The organism is Sphingopyxis soli, from assembly GCF_018682675.1.
GTDB lineage: Bacteria > Pseudomonadota > Alphaproteobacteria > Sphingomonadales > Sphingomonadaceae > Sphingopyxis > Sphingopyxis soli.
In genome coordinates this window covers 61,713-77,130 of the sequence record NZ_JAFMTR010000010.1, presented here as the reverse complement: position 1 = coordinate 77,130, position 15,418 = coordinate 61,713, and the positions used below count along the sequence as shown (strand labels likewise).

Below are 15,418 nucleotides of genomic sequence, written 5' to 3'. Positions count from 1 at the left end.
GGAGGACCGTCACCGAACCGCCGCAAAACTTTCTTCAAACTGTCCCGGCTTCGCGTCGCACCCTGTAACAAAACTCCTGTCTAGGCCGTGGGCAGCCAAGGCTGCTTACGGAGTACGACATGGCATCGATCTCGACCCTGCCGATCCCCGCCCGTTTTGCCGACCCCTTCACGACCGATCCCCATATTCCGGAACGCGTGATCGGCGAACGGCGAAGCTATCGCACCGTATGGGTCAGCGATATCCACCTCGGCACGCGCGGCTGCAACGCGCCGCTGCTGATCGATTTTTTCGACCATGTCGATTGCGAGACGCTGTACCTGGTCGGCGACATCATCGACGGCTGGCGGCTCAAGAAGCGCCACTTCTGGCCGCCCGAACATAATGACGTCGTCTGGCGCGTGCTGAAGCGCGCAAAGCGCGGCACGCGCGTCGTCTATGTTCCCGGCAACCACGACGAGATGGTCCGCCCCTTCGACGGCTTCGACTTCGGCGGCGTCGAAATCCGGCGGGAGGCTGTCCACGAAACCGCCGACGGCAAGAAACTGCTGATCGTTCACGGCGACGAATTCGACGCGGTGATGCTCGCGCACCGCTGGCTCGCCTTTGTCGGCGATGCCGCCTACACCGGGCTGATGAAGTGCAACGTCGTGGTGAACTGGGTGCGCCACAAGCTCGGCCTGCCCTATTGGTCGCTGTCGATGGTCGCGAAGCACAAGGTCAAGAACGCCGTCCAGTTCATCGGCCGCTACGAGGAAGTCGTGGCGCACGCGGCGCGCTCGCGCGGGGTCGACGGCGTCGTCTGCGGCCACATCCACAGCGCCGAAATGCGCGAGATCGAGGGCGTCAATTACTACAACGACGGCGACTGGGTCGAGGGATGCACCGCGCTGGTCGAGCACCACGACGGACGCATGGAAATCCTGCACTGGGCGCAGGAAGTCGCGGCGCGCAACGCCCCCGCGCAGATGTCGCTGCCCGCACCGGCCAAGGCGGCCTGAGGCGCACCGCGTGAGAATCCTGGTCGTCACCGACGCCTGGGCCCCGCAGGTCAACGGCGTCGTCCGGACGTTGCAGGCGACGATCGCCGAACTTCGCGCCAAGGGGCATGAGGTGGGCGTGATCTCGCCCGACCTATTCCGGTCGGTCCCCTGCCCGACCTACGGCGAAATCCGCTTGGCGTTCGCCGGGCGGCGCGCGGTCGGGCGGCGCATCCGCGCCTTTGCGCCGCAGGCGATTCACATCTCGACCGAAGGACCGCTCGGCCTAGCGGCGCGGCGCTGGTGCCTGCAGAATCATTTCCCCTTCACCACCGCCTATCACACGCGCTTCCCCGAATATGTCGCGGCGCGGCTGCCGGTGTCGCCCGACTTCGTCTGGCGCTTCATCCGCTGGTTCCACCGCCCGGCGCGCCACATCATGGTCGCAACGCGCAGCCTCGCGCACGAGCTTGCCGAACAGGGCCTGACACAGACGATGATGTGGGAACGCGGCGTCGACCATGTGCTGTTCCACCCCGACCGCGCCCCCCTCCGTGCGTTCGACGGCTTGCAGCGGCCGATCCAGCTCTACGTCGGCCGGGTCGCGGTCGAAAAGAATATCGAGGCTTTCCTCGAAACCGCGCAGCCCGGAACAAAGGTCATCGTCGGCGACGGCCCCGCGCTCGCCGACTTGCAGGCGCGCTATCCCGAAGCCCGCTTCCTTGGCAAGCTCGGCGGCGAAACGCTCGCCGCCGCCTATGCCGGGGCCGACGTCTTCGTCTTCCCCAGCCGCACCGACACCTTCGGGCTCGTCGTCATCGAAGCGCTGTCGTGCGGCACGCCGGTCGCTGCCTATCCGGTTCCCGGGCCGGGCGACATTATCCGCGACAGTGCAGGTGCGCTCGACGGAAGCCTCGATCGCGCGATCGCGGCGGCGCTTGCATGCCGCCGCGCCGACGCGGCCGCGCTGGGCGCGCGCTACAGTTGGGAAGCCTGCACCGCGCAGTTCCTGCAGGCGCTGACCTTCGTCCCGTCCGGCGAGACCGCGGAGATCGAACCGCTGATGGCCACGCCCAGCCTCGCCTAGAAGGACTTGCGCCACTCAAGCTCGACATAGCGACCGAGCGGGTCGGTATATCCCGGCTGGTAGTTGATGGGCACCAGCCCGTTCGCGTCGGTGATGCGGCGCTGGGCGTCGAACAGATTGTCGACCGACAACCGCAGGCGCGAGCCCTTCAGGAAAGGAAGATTCTTCGTTATTTCGGGTTTCTGGCTGAAATCGACGAAGAAGCGCAGGTTGAAGGTCGCAAGATCGCCGAACTTCAGGTCGCCCGCGCTGCCGCCGATGACCGTGCTGCCGCTGTCATATTTCGCGCTGACGCGCGCGCCGAGCCCCTTGTAGAAGACCCCGCCGTCGAGCTCGACCAGATTGCGGTTGCTGCCGCCGCCATTGCCCGTTGCCGAGCCGTTCAAAAGGTCGAGTTCGGGCACACCCGGCCGGATCAGCACCGTGTCGGTCAGCTTGATCGTATGATAGAGCGAGACCTGCCAGCGCCCGCCCTGCGGCTGGCCGAACAGGCCGGGACCGCCGCGACCGCGGAAGCCGCCGCCGCCTCCGCCACCCGGACCGCCGGAGCTACGCGGACGCTCCGCGCCGGGTGCGCCGCCGGGAGGCGGGCCGCCTTCGCCGCGTGCCGCACCGCCGCCCGGACGCCCCGCGCCCGGTCCTCCCTGCGCGGGCTGGCCGAAGCTCTTGCCGAAGTTGAACCCCCAGCGAATCTGCGAGTTTTCGGTGCGATCGAAATTGACCGGCCGTTGATCAAGCGCGACCAACGCGCCGTTCGCATCGCGCGTCACCCGGTCGGGAAAAGCCGCCTCGATCTCGGGCGTCAGCAGCGGGAAGCTGTTCGCCGTGTCATAGCTTTTGTTGCGGTTGTAATTGACCGAGACATTCAGCCCCTCGACCATCGGCGGCGACCAGTTCAGCCCGAGCTTGAGGTCGCGGCGCTGTTCGGCGCGGAGGAAGGGATTGCCGCCCGTCGTCGTCGTGATCTGCACCGTCTGGCCGGTCGCGAAGTCGTAATAGGTCACCGCCGGCGTCACCAGCGGCGCGGCGCCGAGCTGCTGGATGCCGGGTGCGGCCTCGTCATTGTTGAAACTGGCGATCAGCGAAAAATTCCTGGTGATCCCCCAGTTGAGGTTCGCGCCCCAGCTCGTCAGCGATTGGAAATCGCTGGGGTTCGCCGCCTGGCCGCTCAGCGTCAGCGACACGGTGCCGATCTTGCCCACATGATAGTCGGGATCGAGCAACGGCATGGTCAGTGATCCGAACACGCTCGGCAGGTCACGGCCAAGGTCGCTCGTCGTGACCGCGCCCGAGCGTTCGGAACGGCTGTCGTAGCGGATGCCCGAATAGCTGCCGGTCATCGACAGGCGGATCGGCCCCGCCCAGCCCTCGGTCACGGTCCCCGACAGATTGCCGCTGCCCCCGAAGGTCTGCTGGCTGCTGTCGAACCGGTCGCGCGCGCCGCTGTCGCGGTCGGTGAAGGTCCGCTGGTCGGCATCGGCATAATTGCCCGACAGCGACCAGCGCCAGTCGCCGAGCATCCCGTTGACGCTCGCGGTCGAGGTCAGGTTCGTGCTGCGGCTGTCGCGGGTCAGCGGATCGTCGACATCGCCGTTCCGGGGACCCAGGAACGACAGGCTGTCGGTCTGGTCGAAGCGGATGTTGAGCGAGGCGTCGGTGACCTTGTCGAGGCTGCGCTGGATCGTCCCGTCGATCGAATAAGTATCCGTTTCGGGGAGCAGGCTGCGTCCGGTATCGCCCAGATCGCGCTCCCGTTCGAGGAGCATCGTGCTGTGCTCCCAACCGCCGTTCAGGTTGACGCGGCCGTTCTGGCCGATAGCGACGAAGCTCGGTTCGATCTCGCTCTGGAAACGGCCGCCCTGCGTCGGAATGCCGCCCTCGGCCTCGATCGCCAACTGGCGGAAATTGGGTTTGAGCACGAGGTTCACGACCCGCTCGTCGGCCGAATAGCCATATTGGAGCGCAACTTCCTCGGGGAAGATCTCGACCTTCGCGATCGCCTCGGGCGGCAGGTTGCGCACCTCGCCGAAGCCGCCGATACGGCGTCCGTTGACGAGGATCACCGGCCGTCCGCTGCCGCGTCCGCGACCCGAGCGCGTCTGCGGCGCCAGCGCGGTGATCAGGTCGGCGACATTCGACACGCCATAGCTCGCGATCGCCGCTTCATCGAGCTCGGCCTCGGCCGCGATGTCGGTCTCGAGCTGGCCGGCCAACCGCGGCGCGGTGACCACGATCTCGTCACCATCCAGATCGTCATAATCGTCGTCGGCCGTCGACGGCGCCGGATCGGCGGCGGGCTGATCGGCAACCGCGGCGGTGGCAGCGGCGCCTTCGTCCTCCGCCATCGCGGGCATCGCAAGCGACGCGCCTGCGGCCAGCAGGATCGCGCGAGTGGAAAGCGAGAGGCGATATTGTTTCATGGGGGAGAGGCCTTGTTCTTGTCTATCTTGGTTTTTTCTTGCCACGCCGGCGCTTAACACGGCCTGACACGGCTCTTTGTTCGCGGTTCAGCTATGTCGCAATTGTCGCAACAATGTGTCGGGACCATCGCTGTTCCACGAACGGCCGATATCGACCGCTGGACAGCAGGGGCGCGCCTCTTTATCGGCCAGCCATGCCGACTCCCGACTCTCCCGCCGCCCCCAAATCCGATGCGCCTGAATCGATCCTGATCATCGACTTCGGAAGCCAGGTAACCCAGCTGATCGCACGCCGCGTCCGCGAAGCCGGGGTCTATAGCGAAATCGTCCCGTTCAACGCCGCCGAAGCCGCGCTCGCGCGGATGCAGCCGAAGGGCGTGATCCTGTCGGGTTCGCCCGCATCGGTACCCGCCGACGGCAGCCCGCGCGCGCCGCAGTCGGTGTTCGACAGCGGGCTGCCCGTCCTTGGCATCTGTTACGGCCAGCAGGTGATGAGTCAGCAGCTCGGCGGCCGCGTCGAACCCGGCGGCGTCGATGGCGAGCGCGACGGCGAATTCGGCCGCGCCTTCCTGACCGTCACCGAACCCTGCGTGCTGTTCGACGGGCTGTGGAACGTCGGCGAACGCCATCAGGTGTGGATGAGCCACGGCGACCGCGTGACCGAGTTCGCGCCCGGCTTCCGCATCGTCGCGGTCAGCGATGGCGCTCCCTTTGCGGTGATCGCCAATGACGAGCGCCGATATTACGGCACCCAGTTCCATCCGGAGGTCGTGCATACGCCCGACGGCGCCAGGCTGATCGCCAATTTCGTCCGCCACGTCTGCGGCTGCTCGGGCGACTGGACGATGGCCGAATTCCGCGCCACCAAGATCGCCGAGATCCGCGAACAGGTCGGCGACCAGCGCGTGCTCTGCGGGCTGTCGGGCGGCGTCGACAGCGCGGTCGCGGCGGTGCTGATCCACGAAGCGATCGGCGAGCAGCTCACCTGCGTCTTCGTCGACCACGGCCTGCTCCGCATGAACGAACGCGAGCAGGTCGAGCGCCTGTTCCGCGACCATTACAATATCCCGCTGGTAGTCGTCGACGCCGAGGAACGCTTCATGAGCGGCCTCGCCGGCGTCACCGACCCCGAGGCGAAGCGCAAGTTCATCGGCGGCGAATTCATCAATGTGTTCGAGGAAGAGGCGAAGAAGATCGGCGGCGCCGACTTCCTTGCCCAGGGTACGCTCTATCCCGACGTCATCGAGAGCGTCAGCTTCACCGGCGGCCCGAGCGTCACGATCAAGAGCCATCACAATGTCGGCGGCCTGCCCGAACGCATGAACTTGAAGCTGGTCGAACCGCTGCGCGAGCTGTTCAAGGATGAGGTGCGCCTGCTGGGCAAGGAACTCGGCCTTCCCGACATCTTCGTCGGCCGACACCCCTTCCCCGGCCCCGGCCTCGCGATCCGCATCCCCGGCGAAGTGACGAAGGAACGCTGCGACATCCTGCGCAAGGCCGACGCGGTCTATCTGGAGGAGATCCGCAACGCCGGCCTCTACGACGCGATCTGGCAGGCGTTCGCGGTGCTGCTCCCGGTCCGCACCGTCGGCGTGATGGGCGACTATCGCACCTATGACAGCGTCTGCGCGCTCCGCGCGGTCACCTCGACCGACGGCATGACGGCGGACATCTATCCCTTTGACGCGAGCTTCCTGTCGCGCTGCGCGACCCGTATCATCAACGAGGTCGAAGGCATCAACCGCGTGGTCTATGACTATACGTCGAAACCGCCGGGCACGATCGAGTGGGAATAGCAAATCGCGCAGAATGACCAATTATCGGGAGCCCCCAAGGTAACGACTCGTCGATCAGGGCCGAGAGGTGCCGGTGGCAGCGAGCGCGAAGGCGGAGCAGTCCGCCTTTCGCGCGCCCGATCAGGCGTCCCGACCGCGGCCCCTCGAGGAAACAATTTCCCATAGTGTTTCCGGTCGTTGGAACTTCCCGCTTTCGAAGGAGCCGTCGCGCGCCATGATCCCCATAGGATCCGCACCGCCTTGGGCGATTGCGACCGGGGTGACCTGGGATTGCGAAGTCCGAAAAGGCCAAGGCCAGTGCGGATCTTTCATATCCCGGCCTGCGGCGCGCGACGATCTTGATTTCGACCAACCCCCGGTCGGGGACCAGGCGGGTCACGCCGATCGCGGTCCATGCGGGAAACGGCCCGCGGATATAGCGATGCTTCACCGCCTTGAAGGCTTCGATCTGCGCGGGCAGATCGGTGTGAAAGCTGGTTATCTCGACCACGCCGTCGAAGCTCGCACCCGAACGTTCGAGCACGTCGCCGATCCTTTGGAACGCCCGCTCGAAAGCCGCTTCCTGATCCGCGACCGTCTCGTCCGGGCGAAGCCCCGCCACCACGCCGGACAGCCACACACGGTCTCCGTCGACGACCGCATCCGCATAACCCCATTCTTCCAGATCGCGTTGGCGTTCGCGTTGCACGGGGACGACGACATTCTGCGACGTGCGCGCATAGGGCTCTTCGGTCGCGCCGGCGGCCGGCTGCATGGCGGCGCCGGTCGCTGCGAGCAGGGAAAGCAGCATTGATTTTTCCTTATCGATGATGGTCAGGGGATGGCCTCAGCGCATTGACCCGCCTGATGCGCTACCGCGGGCGAAGCGCCGCGATCGCGCCGCTGTCCAGCATATCATGGATCGTCCCGGTGATGTCGGCGCCGGGATAGAGCGCGTGCGCCGCCGCGGTGGACACGCCGATGGTTTCACCGATGCGCAGGCCCGACAGGATGCGGTGTGCGGCAGGTCCGATCCGGCGGGCCTCGACGCGACCGGCTGGACGGGTGATCAGCACCCCTTCCGCCTTCCATTCGGTCGCGACCTCGGCGCGCGACGGTGCGAAATGGCCGAGCCAGATCGAGGGAGCGGGCACCGCGAACCATCCGAAACGCGTCGCTGCATGCAGCTTGACACGGCTCGACGACCATTGCTGGGCCGTCATGGCCGCGATGACGTCCCGCGAGACCGGCGTGTCGGCGGGCGCCCGCGCCGCGGCGTGATGCAATCGGTCGATCGCCGCGACCGACGACAGATAGGGCAATACCCGGCCCAGCTTGCGGCCCACGATCCATTCGGGAAAGCGGCAGCCATAGGCGGCGAGGTTCGGGTCGGTCGGCGGCACCTCGGCGACGAACTCGGCCGCGAGGTCGGCAAAGGACATATGCCCCAGGATCGCGCCGACCACCGGATAATTTGCGGCGAGCGCTTCGGCGGCGGTGGACGGCGGAATCGCATGATGGGCGCCCGGCGAAACGCACGACCGCGAGCGCGTGTCGGCGACCGTCCGCCGGACGGCAGCAAGATCAGACATGATGGCATCCTCTCCACAGGATGGGTGTCCCGGCGCAGGGCCGGGACGCCTCGATAATATTGGCGCGTCAGCGCTTCTTGGGGGTCAGCGAACCGACGCCCTTCGGCGTCTTGATTTTCGCGCAGCTGCCCTTCGCGACATATTTCCAGGCATTGCCCTGGTAATCGGTGGTCGAGGTCCCGGCGCAGCTCGTACCCGGGCCAGCAGCGCAGTCATTCTTGCCCTTGAGCGCAATGCCATAGCATTTGTCCTTGCCGGGCTGCGGCGCGACCGGACCCGCCTGAACGGCGGCGGTGGCGAGGACCGAAAGAGCGGCAGCGGCAAGCGCGATGGTCGACTTGTTCATGATGAAAAACCTTTCCGTTGTTGGCGCCCGAAGGGCGTATCCGTTCTTTCGGCCAAAACGGGCGCCGCGTCCGCTACCCAGAACGCATCGTTTCGATGCGAAAGCCGTCATCCGCAGGTCGGCTCGACCATATGGCCGCCGATTGCCTCGTGCAGGATGAAGCCTTCGAGCGGGTCGAAGTCGCCGCGCCACGGCGCCGCCTCCAGCGTCCGCATCGTGTCGGCATATCCCGCCTCGCGGCGCTGGCGAATGCCCGACGGGCTGAAGTCGATATCCTTGCTGTGATCCTCGTTCGCGAGCGCGGGCGCCAGCAGCCGGATCACATGCATCCGTGTCGGGCAGCCGTAAGCCGCCAGTTCGGCGACCCCCGGCTTCTCGCGGCTTCCCTCGGGAAGCAGCGCGGTCAGTTCGGTGATAACGTGGCGGAGGCGGTGGAGCTGGCGCTGGCGGCGGATGTGCGTGCCCGCGCGGCTCGCATATTGGACGTCCTTCTGGCGGTTCATCACGTCCCAGATCGTCTCCGGCTCGGGCCCGTGCGAATTCCAGATATGGACCGCATAGACCACCGAATCACGGCGCGGATTATCGTCGAAGACGACCTCGACCGGCGTGTTCGACAGGATACCGCCGTCCCAGTAAAGCTCGCCATCGATCCGCACCGCGGGAAAAGCCGGCGGCAGCGCGCCCGACGCCATCACATGGTCGAGACGGAGCGGCCGGTCGCGCGAGTCGAAATAATGCATCTCGCCCGTCGTCACCGCCGATGCGCCGACCGTCAGGCGCATGTTGCCGCCGTTGATGCGGTCGAAATCGATCAGGTCGGACAGCGTCGTGCGCAGCGGCTGGGTCGAATAATAACCCGCCTGCTCGGCGCCGAGCGTCGCATAGACGCTGCCGAAGGCGCCGGGATTCGGGGTGAAGAAGGTCGGCAGGCCGCCGACCACAGTTGTGAAGTTGCGAAAGAAGCTCGCGACCTGCGCGGGCAACGCTTCGTCGAAGACATGCCCATGCTCGACGCGCCGCCAGAATTCGGTGAGGCAGTCGAGCCGGTCGTCGAACGCATTGCCGGCGATGATCGCGGCGTTGATCGCGCCGATCGAGGTTCCGATCACCCAGTCGGGTTCGACCCCCGCTTCGTGGAGCGCCTGATAGACGCCGACCTGATAGGCGCCGAGCGCGCCGCCGCCCTGCAGCACGAGCACCTGCTGGCCGTGGGCTTCGAGTTCCTTGGAAAGATTCATGCTTGGTCTCCATGCAGCGAGGCGTCGCCGCCGGTGATCAGCCGCGCGCCGCGTTCGAAAGTGAGGTAGTTCCAGAGCCAGTTCGCCCCGACGAGCAGCCGGTTGCGAAAGCCCGCGAGGAAGAAAATGTGCGCCGTGGTCCAGACGAACCACGCGAACACGCCCGACAGCCGCAGCCAGCCGAAATCGATGACCGCACGGTGGCGGCCGATGGTCGCGAGATTGCCATAGTCGCGGTAGCGGAAGGGCTTTGTGCGGCCGCGCAGGATCTGCTCGCCGACATGACGCCCCTGCTGCTTCGCGACCGGCGCGATGCCTGGCAGGCAGCGGCCCGCCGCGTCGGTGAAGGACGCCGTGTCTCCGATCGCGTAGATGCCGTCGTGCCCCGGCACCGACAGGTCGGGATCGACGATGACGCGGCCGACACGATCGGCTTCGGCCTTCAGCCACATCGCCGCGGCGGAGGCGCGAACCCCTGCCGCCCAGACGACGGTGTGGGTCGGCACGCGAGTCCCGCCGACTTCGATATAGGCATCGGTGATCGCGCTGACGCGCTGGTCGGTCATCACCGTGACGCCCAGATCCTCGATCGCCTTTCGCGCCTTGGCCGACAGCGCGGGCGGAAAGGAAGCGAGCAGGCGCGGGCCCGCCTCGACCAGCAGCACCTTCGAGCAATGCGGCGTGATGCTGCGGAAATCCTGCGACACCGATCGCCGCGCAAGCTCGGCAACCGCGCCCGCCATCTCGACACCGGTGGGCCCGCCGCCGACGATGACGAAGGTCAGCAACGCCTGCCGCCGCAAGGGATCGGGCTCGGTCTCGGCGCGCTCGAGCGCGAGCAGCACCTTGCGGCGCACCGTCGTCGCGTCGTCGATCGACTTGATGCCGGGGGCGTGCGCCTCCCACTCCTCGCGCCCGAAATAGCTGTGCCGCGCGCCGGTCGCGACAATCAGCCGGTCGAAGCGCAGCGTGCGGCGGCTGGCGAGCAATACCCGGCGATCCGCCGCGTCGATGTCGACGACGGTGTCGAGCAGCACGCGGACATTCTTGTGATGGCGCAGGATCGAGCGGATCGGCGCCGCGATATCGGCCGGGGACAATCCGGCGGTCGCGACCTGATAGAGCAAGGGCTGGAACAGGTGATGATTGCGCTGGTCCACCAGCGTCACGCGCACATTGCCGCGCGCGAGCGCGCGTGCGGCGGCCAGGCCGCCGAAGCCGGCACCGACGATCACGACATGCAGGGGGGAGCCGTCGGTCTTCATCGCCCGATGCTGCGCCGCAAGAACTGGGCCAGAACGCCGCGCGGGGGGACGGTCCCCTCGCCGCGCGGCGCCGGTTGCACCGGCCTGGACACGAAGAAAGCTGCAAGGTGCGGCGGCAACGGCGCGCGCATTCGGGCCGGGGGCGTCATTGCGCCGTCCATCCGCCATCGACCGGCAAGGCGGTGCCGGTGATCGACTGTCCACCCTCCGAACAGAGAAACGCCGCCAGCGCGCCGAGCTCGTCGACGCTCGCGAATTTCTTGCTCGGTTGCGCGGCAAGAAGGACGTTTTCGATCACCTCTTCGCGGCTGATCCCGCGCGCGTTCGCGGTATCGCCGATCTGGTTCTCGACCAGCGGCGTCCAGACATAGCCGGGGCAGATCGCGTTGCAGGTCACGCCGTGCCGCGCGCCTTCAAGGGCGACAGTTTTCGTCAGCCCGACGATGCCATGTTTCGCGGCGACATAGGCGCTCTTGAAGGGCGAGGCGACCAGACCGTGCGCCGACGCGACGTTGATGATCCGTCCCCAGCCAGCTTCCTTCATCGGGCCGAAGGCGGTGCGGATCGCGTGGAAGGCGGCCGAGAGGTTGAGCGCCAGGATCGCGTCCCATTTGTCCGCCGGAAAATCCTCGATCGGGCTGACGTGCTGAATGCCGGCGTTGTTGACGAGGATGTCGACGCGGCCGAAGCGCGACAGGCTGTTGTCGACCAGCGCCACCGCACCATCGGGCTGCAGCAGGTTGGCGCCGTCATAATCCACCCGAACGCCGTGTGCGTCCGCAAGCTCGCGGCGCGCCGTTTCGATCTGCGCTGCGTCGCCGAGCCCGTTGATCACGATGTCGGCGCCCGCCGCGGCCAGCGCGCGGGCGATCCCCAGGCCGATCCCGCTTGTCGATCCGGTAACGATGGCAACGCGCCCGGCGAGCGGCCGGTCGGGCTTGAGTTCGGCCAGCGGCTGAACGGTCATCATGCTTCTCCTCCATTGGGTCCGGAAAAACTATGCCGACGCCGACGCGGCCGCTGAAATGCCGTTCGTGCATCGAAACCATGCGGACAATCGAATGTCCGCGCGGGATGCCCCCGGCTAGTTTGATCGAGCCCCGGGAAGCGGCGCAGCCGTTACCGACCCCCGCTCCCTTGCGTCGGCATCGCCGCTTTCCGGGGCTTCAGTTTTCTTTCAGGCAAAAGGAATATCGCAATGACGTTCAATCGCATGACCCTCGCGGTTCTCGCCGCAACGGCCAGCTTCGTGGCCGCCACCCCGGCCTTCGCGGGCACCTGCCCCGCGGGCAAGACCGCCGCCAACGCCCTCGACAGCGCGCCGACCGCTCCCTCCAACGTCACCGACACCGTGATCGGTTCGGTCGACCTTGCAAAGGAAATCGGCGTTGCGAACCGCGACCTCAGAATGCGCCGCCTTGTCGTCCAGCCGGGCGGCATCGTCCCGCTTCACAGCCACGCGGGACGCCCCGCGCTGATCATCGTCGTTTCGGGCGCGGTCACCGAATATCGCAGCAGCTGCTCGGTCGGCATCGACCACGCCGCCGGCGACATCTCGAGCGAGTCCGACGGCATCTCGCACTGGTGGCGCAACAACGGAAAGACTCCTGCCGTACTCCTGTCGGCCGACGTCAAGGCGCGCGACTGACCCAAGGCCAAGCGAGTGTGTCCAATCCTCCGTCCCGGACCGCTCCCGGCGCAGCACCGGCGCATCGTCGCCGGTGCTGCACCGCCCATGTTTTCGCGTCCCATATCCTTGCCCAAGGAAAACTGATTTGACCGACTCCTATCGCGCCGGGATCGACATCCTCTCGCAAACCGGGTCGACGCAGGACGAGCGTCGCAACCGCGCCGCCGAGGTCGCGCCCGACTTCGTGCGAACCGCCGTCGGCTTCACCTATGGCGACATTTTTGCCCGCCCCGGCCTCGACCTGCGCGTGCGCGAAATGGGGGCGATCGCCGCCTTCGCCGCGCTCGGCCGGTCGACGTTGCAGCTTCGCCAGCATGTCGAGGCCGCGCTCCATGTCGGCTGGAGCAAGGAGGAGGTGATCGAGATGTTGATCCAGACCGCCGCCCATGCCGGTGTCGCGATGGCGATCGACGCCATCGCCGACTGCCACGATCTGCTCGTGGACTGCACCGGCGCGTCTTCCGACTGCTGCTGATTTCAGGCTTCGAGCGCAGGCCAGCTGTGCCGCCGCGCCTCGCGGACGAACGCGCCCACCGCGGGCGAATGCGGACGCCCGCGCACCGTTGCGAGATAGACGGTGCGGCTATATTCGGGCTCGATCAGCGGGCGGACGACCAGGTCGGGATCCGTCACGCTATTCTCGGGGAAAAATCCGAAACCGAGGCCCGCCTTGATCATCTTTTGCACCCAATCGTCGCGCGGCGAGCTGAACACCTTCTTCGGGAAAACGCCCTGCTTCGCGAAATCGCGCGCAACCATCTTGAACACTTCGCAGGTCGACCGCCCGACATAGGGCTCGCCATCGAGATCGCCGACGCGGATCGCATTGCGTTCGGCAAGGCGATGCCCCGGCGGCAACAGGATCACGAAGCGTTCCTCGAAGATCGGCAGCTGGTGGAATTGCTCGGGCAGATCGTCGGGCACGCCGACAAGGCTCAGGTGGATATCGCCCTTTTCCAGCGCGTCGATCATCATCGACGCCTCGCCGTCGATGACCTTCACCTCGATATCGGGATGCGCAGCCTGGAAACGGACGATCAGGTCGGCGACCAGATCGGGACCGATCGTGCACATCGCCCCCAGGGTCAGCGTGACATGCTCGGCCTTCTTCGCCGATGCTGCGGCCGCCTTGGCCGCGCGCGCGCTTTCGGCCACGCTCTCGAGATAGGGCATCATCATCCGTCCGAGTTCGGACAGGTGCGTGTTGTTGCGCTCGCGGTGGAACAGCGGCCCGCCGAGTTCATGCTCGAGCTGCTGGATCGCGCGGGTCAGCGCGGGCTGGCTGACGTTGCAATGCTCCGCCGCGCGCGTGAAATTGAGCGTCTGCGCGAGCGCGACGAAATAGCGGATCTGTTGCATTTCCATAAGCGTCGTCCCCAAAGCAACGCGGCAGCAAGACTATCAGCAACCGGCCGACGCCGCCAGTTTCAAGGCTTCGCGGTGCCAGCCTCCCCGGTTACAGCCGCAAGCCGGATCGCCAGCGCGATGGCGAGCGCCATCGTCGCAACGGCGACCCACGCGTGCGGCAGCAGCGCCGGCAGCCCGAGCAGGATCAGCCCGTCGTTGCTTCCCGGCACGAGCGAGGCGCCGGTGCCCATCAACGCGCCGCCGGCGAGGCAGCGCAGCACGTCCGGCCCGCGCGGTCGCTCGCGGCGCAGCTTGCCCGCGATCGCGCCGCCCGCCACCGCTCCGCCGAGCAGCGCGGCGACCATCAGCACGCGCAGCGACAGCATCGCATCCATCGACCGCGCGAGCGCCGCGAGCGCGTCGGTATAGGCCCAGTACCCTGCGCTGAGCAGCGTCGTCACGAAGGTCACCGCGATCAGCAGCGTCGCGCGATGCGGGTGCCACAGATGGCGTCCGATATGCTCGGCGGAAAACAGCTGGCTGACGCGCCAGATGGCGCAAGCCGCGAACAGCGTGACGATTACGGCGCCCTCGGTCCCGGCGCCGAACGACGATCCCGCATGGCCCATCGGTGCCTCCACCGGAACCAGGCAGCCGAGGAAAAAACCGACCGGTGTCGCCAGCCACGCCCATTGCCCCGCCCCGATCCGGGCGACCGCGCCGAACACGCAGGCGCGATTGACCCACGCGCCGACACCCAGCAGCACGCCGCCCGCGACGGTCCAGCCGGTGACGGCATAGGCGGCGGGCGTCATATGCAGCCAGCCCGCCGCCGCCGCGATCGCAGCCAGCCCGCCGACCCAGATCGCGGCCTCGGCAAGCGCGGCGGCGCGCCCGTAGCGCCCCTCGCTCATCGCCTCATCGACCGCGGCCACCATACAGGTCGCGCCGCGCTGGATGGCGAGCCCCATCAGCGCGGCGGAGACGAGCGCCACGGCAAGGATGCCAGCGGACGGAATCATTGGGTCGCGGCACTCGCGATCGAGGCGGCGACCTCGCCCGCCATCTTGAACTGCGCGGCGCGGTCGGTGATCCGGTAGCGCCTGGCGATGGCATCGAAGTCGGTCCACGATACGGTGACGGCGCCCGCAGCGTCCTCGGTCACGAGCATCCGTACCGGCCAGTCGAGCCCCGCGAGCGGGTTCGATTGCAGGAACTGCACCCCCAGCGGCGGGTTGCCGAACAGGACGAGCGTCGAGCGCTTCAGCGGCAGGTTCGCGCCGCGCGCGAGGTCGGCCTGGTCGATCGTCGCAAAGTGACGAATGCCCTTCCCTGCGACATCGGCGGTAAGTTTCGAGACCGTTTCATCGAAACCGTTGGCGCTGCGCAGCGAGAGGACATCGGCGGCCGTTTCGGCACGGACAGGCGCCGCCTGTGCATGAGCGACCGGGACGGCCGCTGCGAAGGAAGCGGTGACGAATAGCGGGATCAGAAACTTGAAGCGGTTCATGGGGGAACTCCTGCGAGAGATTGTCGCGGGCGTTATCGCGCGCCGCCGCCGCGCAGGAAAATCGTCCTTGGCTATCGGTTCGATGCACGGCCGCTATTGGAGCGCCGCGCCCGCAATTCTGCCGCCGACCGGCCGATTGCGGAGATTCGGCAGAAGGGTGGCGAA

General features: G+C 67.0%; 15 protein-coding genes. 5 read left to right on the top strand and 10 right to left on the bottom strand.

Translation table 11 applies throughout. The annotated features are described in order from the left end of the window. The first annotated feature begins 119 nt into the window (after positions 1–119). Both J1N50_RS01145 and J1N50_RS01140 read left to right on the top strand, forming a co-directional pair. Complete coding sequence (locus J1N50_RS01145; RefSeq protein ID WP_215349392.1) at positions 120–1,001, top strand: UDP-2,3-diacylglucosamine diphosphatase; 882 nt, start codon at positions 120–122, stop codon at positions 999–1,001. A 10-nt stretch (positions 1,002–1,011) separates the two neighbouring features. Then, entirely contained in the window at positions 1,012–2,067 is a 1,056-nt protein-coding gene (locus J1N50_RS01140; protein ID WP_215349388.1) for a glycosyltransferase family 4 protein, read from the top strand. Here the strand turns inward: J1N50_RS01140 and J1N50_RS01135 are convergent. Then, on the bottom strand, positions 2,064–4,487 hold the full coding sequence (locus tag J1N50_RS01135; RefSeq protein ID WP_215349385.1) for a TonB-dependent receptor: 2,424 nt from the start codon (positions 4,485–4,487) through the stop codon (positions 2,064–2,066). The genes J1N50_RS01140 and J1N50_RS01135 overlap by 4 nt on opposite strands. Positions 4,488–4,681: 194 nt before the next feature. On the opposite strand from J1N50_RS01135, the gene guaA reads away from it, so the two are divergent. After that, positions 4,682–6,283, top strand: a complete 1,602-nt coding sequence (gene guaA, locus J1N50_RS01130) for a glutamine-hydrolyzing GMP synthase (protein ID WP_215349382.1) — start codon at positions 4,682–4,684, stop codon at positions 6,281–6,283. Here the strand turns inward: guaA and J1N50_RS01125 are convergent. From J1N50_RS01125 to J1N50_RS01100, 6 genes are all read right to left on the bottom strand, one after another. Beyond that, entirely contained in the window at positions 6,225–7,073 is an 849-nt protein-coding gene (locus tag J1N50_RS01125; protein WP_215349379.1) for a RidA family protein, read from the bottom strand. The genes guaA and J1N50_RS01125 overlap by 59 nt on opposite strands. Before the next feature lie 61 nt (positions 7,074–7,134). Next, positions 7,135–7,854 (bottom strand): HvfC/BufC family peptide modification chaperone, encoded by a 720-nt coding sequence (locus J1N50_RS01120; RefSeq protein WP_215349376.1) that lies wholly within the window; start codon positions 7,852–7,854, stop codon positions 7,135–7,137. 67 nt (positions 7,855–7,921) lie between these two features. Continuing rightward, entirely contained in the window at positions 7,922–8,200 is a 279-nt protein-coding gene (locus J1N50_RS01115; protein WP_215349372.1) for a BufA1 family periplasmic bufferin-type metallophore, read from the bottom strand. Positions 8,201–8,307: 107 nt separating this feature from the next. Further along, the gene (locus J1N50_RS01110; protein ID WP_215349367.1) at positions 8,308–9,441 is read right to left on the bottom strand and encodes a patatin-like phospholipase family protein; all 1,134 of its coding nucleotides are present in this window, start codon (positions 9,439–9,441) and stop codon (positions 8,308–8,310) included. Beyond that, the gene (locus J1N50_RS01105; RefSeq protein ID WP_215349363.1) at positions 9,438–10,706 is read right to left on the bottom strand and encodes an NAD(P)/FAD-dependent oxidoreductase; all 1,269 of its coding nucleotides are present in this window, start codon (positions 10,704–10,706) and stop codon (positions 9,438–9,440) included. Before J1N50_RS01105 ends, J1N50_RS01110 begins: the two co-directional genes overlap by 4 nt. A gap of 145 nt (positions 10,707–10,851) precedes the next feature. Then, entirely contained in the window at positions 10,852–11,676 is an 825-nt protein-coding gene (locus J1N50_RS01100; protein WP_281414794.1) for a 3-hydroxybutyrate dehydrogenase, read from the bottom strand. 228 nt (positions 11,677–11,904) lie between these two features. On the opposite strand from J1N50_RS01100, the gene J1N50_RS01095 reads away from it, so the two are divergent. Together J1N50_RS01095 and J1N50_RS01090 are read left to right on the top strand one after the other, a co-directional pair. Continuing rightward, positions 11,905–12,354, top strand: coding sequence for a cupin domain-containing protein (locus J1N50_RS01095; protein WP_215349361.1), 450 nt, complete (start codon positions 11,905–11,907; stop codon positions 12,352–12,354). Between the two features lie 127 nt (positions 12,355–12,481). Then, positions 12,482–12,871: a carboxymuconolactone decarboxylase family protein gene (locus J1N50_RS01090; protein WP_215349358.1), complete on the top strand. Its 390-nt coding sequence runs from the start codon at positions 12,482–12,484 to the stop codon at positions 12,869–12,871. Positions 12,872–12,873: 2 nt separating this feature from the next. On the opposite strand, the gene J1N50_RS01085 is transcribed toward J1N50_RS01090, so the two are convergent. The 3 genes from J1N50_RS01085 to J1N50_RS01075 form a co-directional block, all read right to left on the bottom strand. Next, complete coding sequence (locus J1N50_RS01085) at positions 12,874–13,761, bottom strand: LysR family transcriptional regulator (RefSeq protein ID WP_215349355.1); 888 nt, start codon at positions 13,759–13,761, stop codon at positions 12,874–12,876. A gap of 62 nt (positions 13,762–13,823) precedes the next feature. Beyond that, positions 13,824–14,765 carry a YeeE/YedE thiosulfate transporter family protein gene (locus J1N50_RS01080; protein ID WP_215349351.1) on the bottom strand — a complete coding sequence of 314 codons (942 nt, stop codon included), beginning with the start codon at positions 14,763–14,765 and terminating at the stop codon, positions 13,824–13,826. Further along, the gene (locus J1N50_RS01075; protein ID WP_215349348.1) at positions 14,762–15,253 is read right to left on the bottom strand and encodes a DUF302 domain-containing protein; all 492 of its coding nucleotides are present in this window, start codon (positions 15,251–15,253) and stop codon (positions 14,762–14,764) included. The genes J1N50_RS01080 and J1N50_RS01075 overlap by 4 nt, the downstream gene beginning before the upstream one ends. Positions 15,254–15,418: the final 165 nt, after the last annotated feature.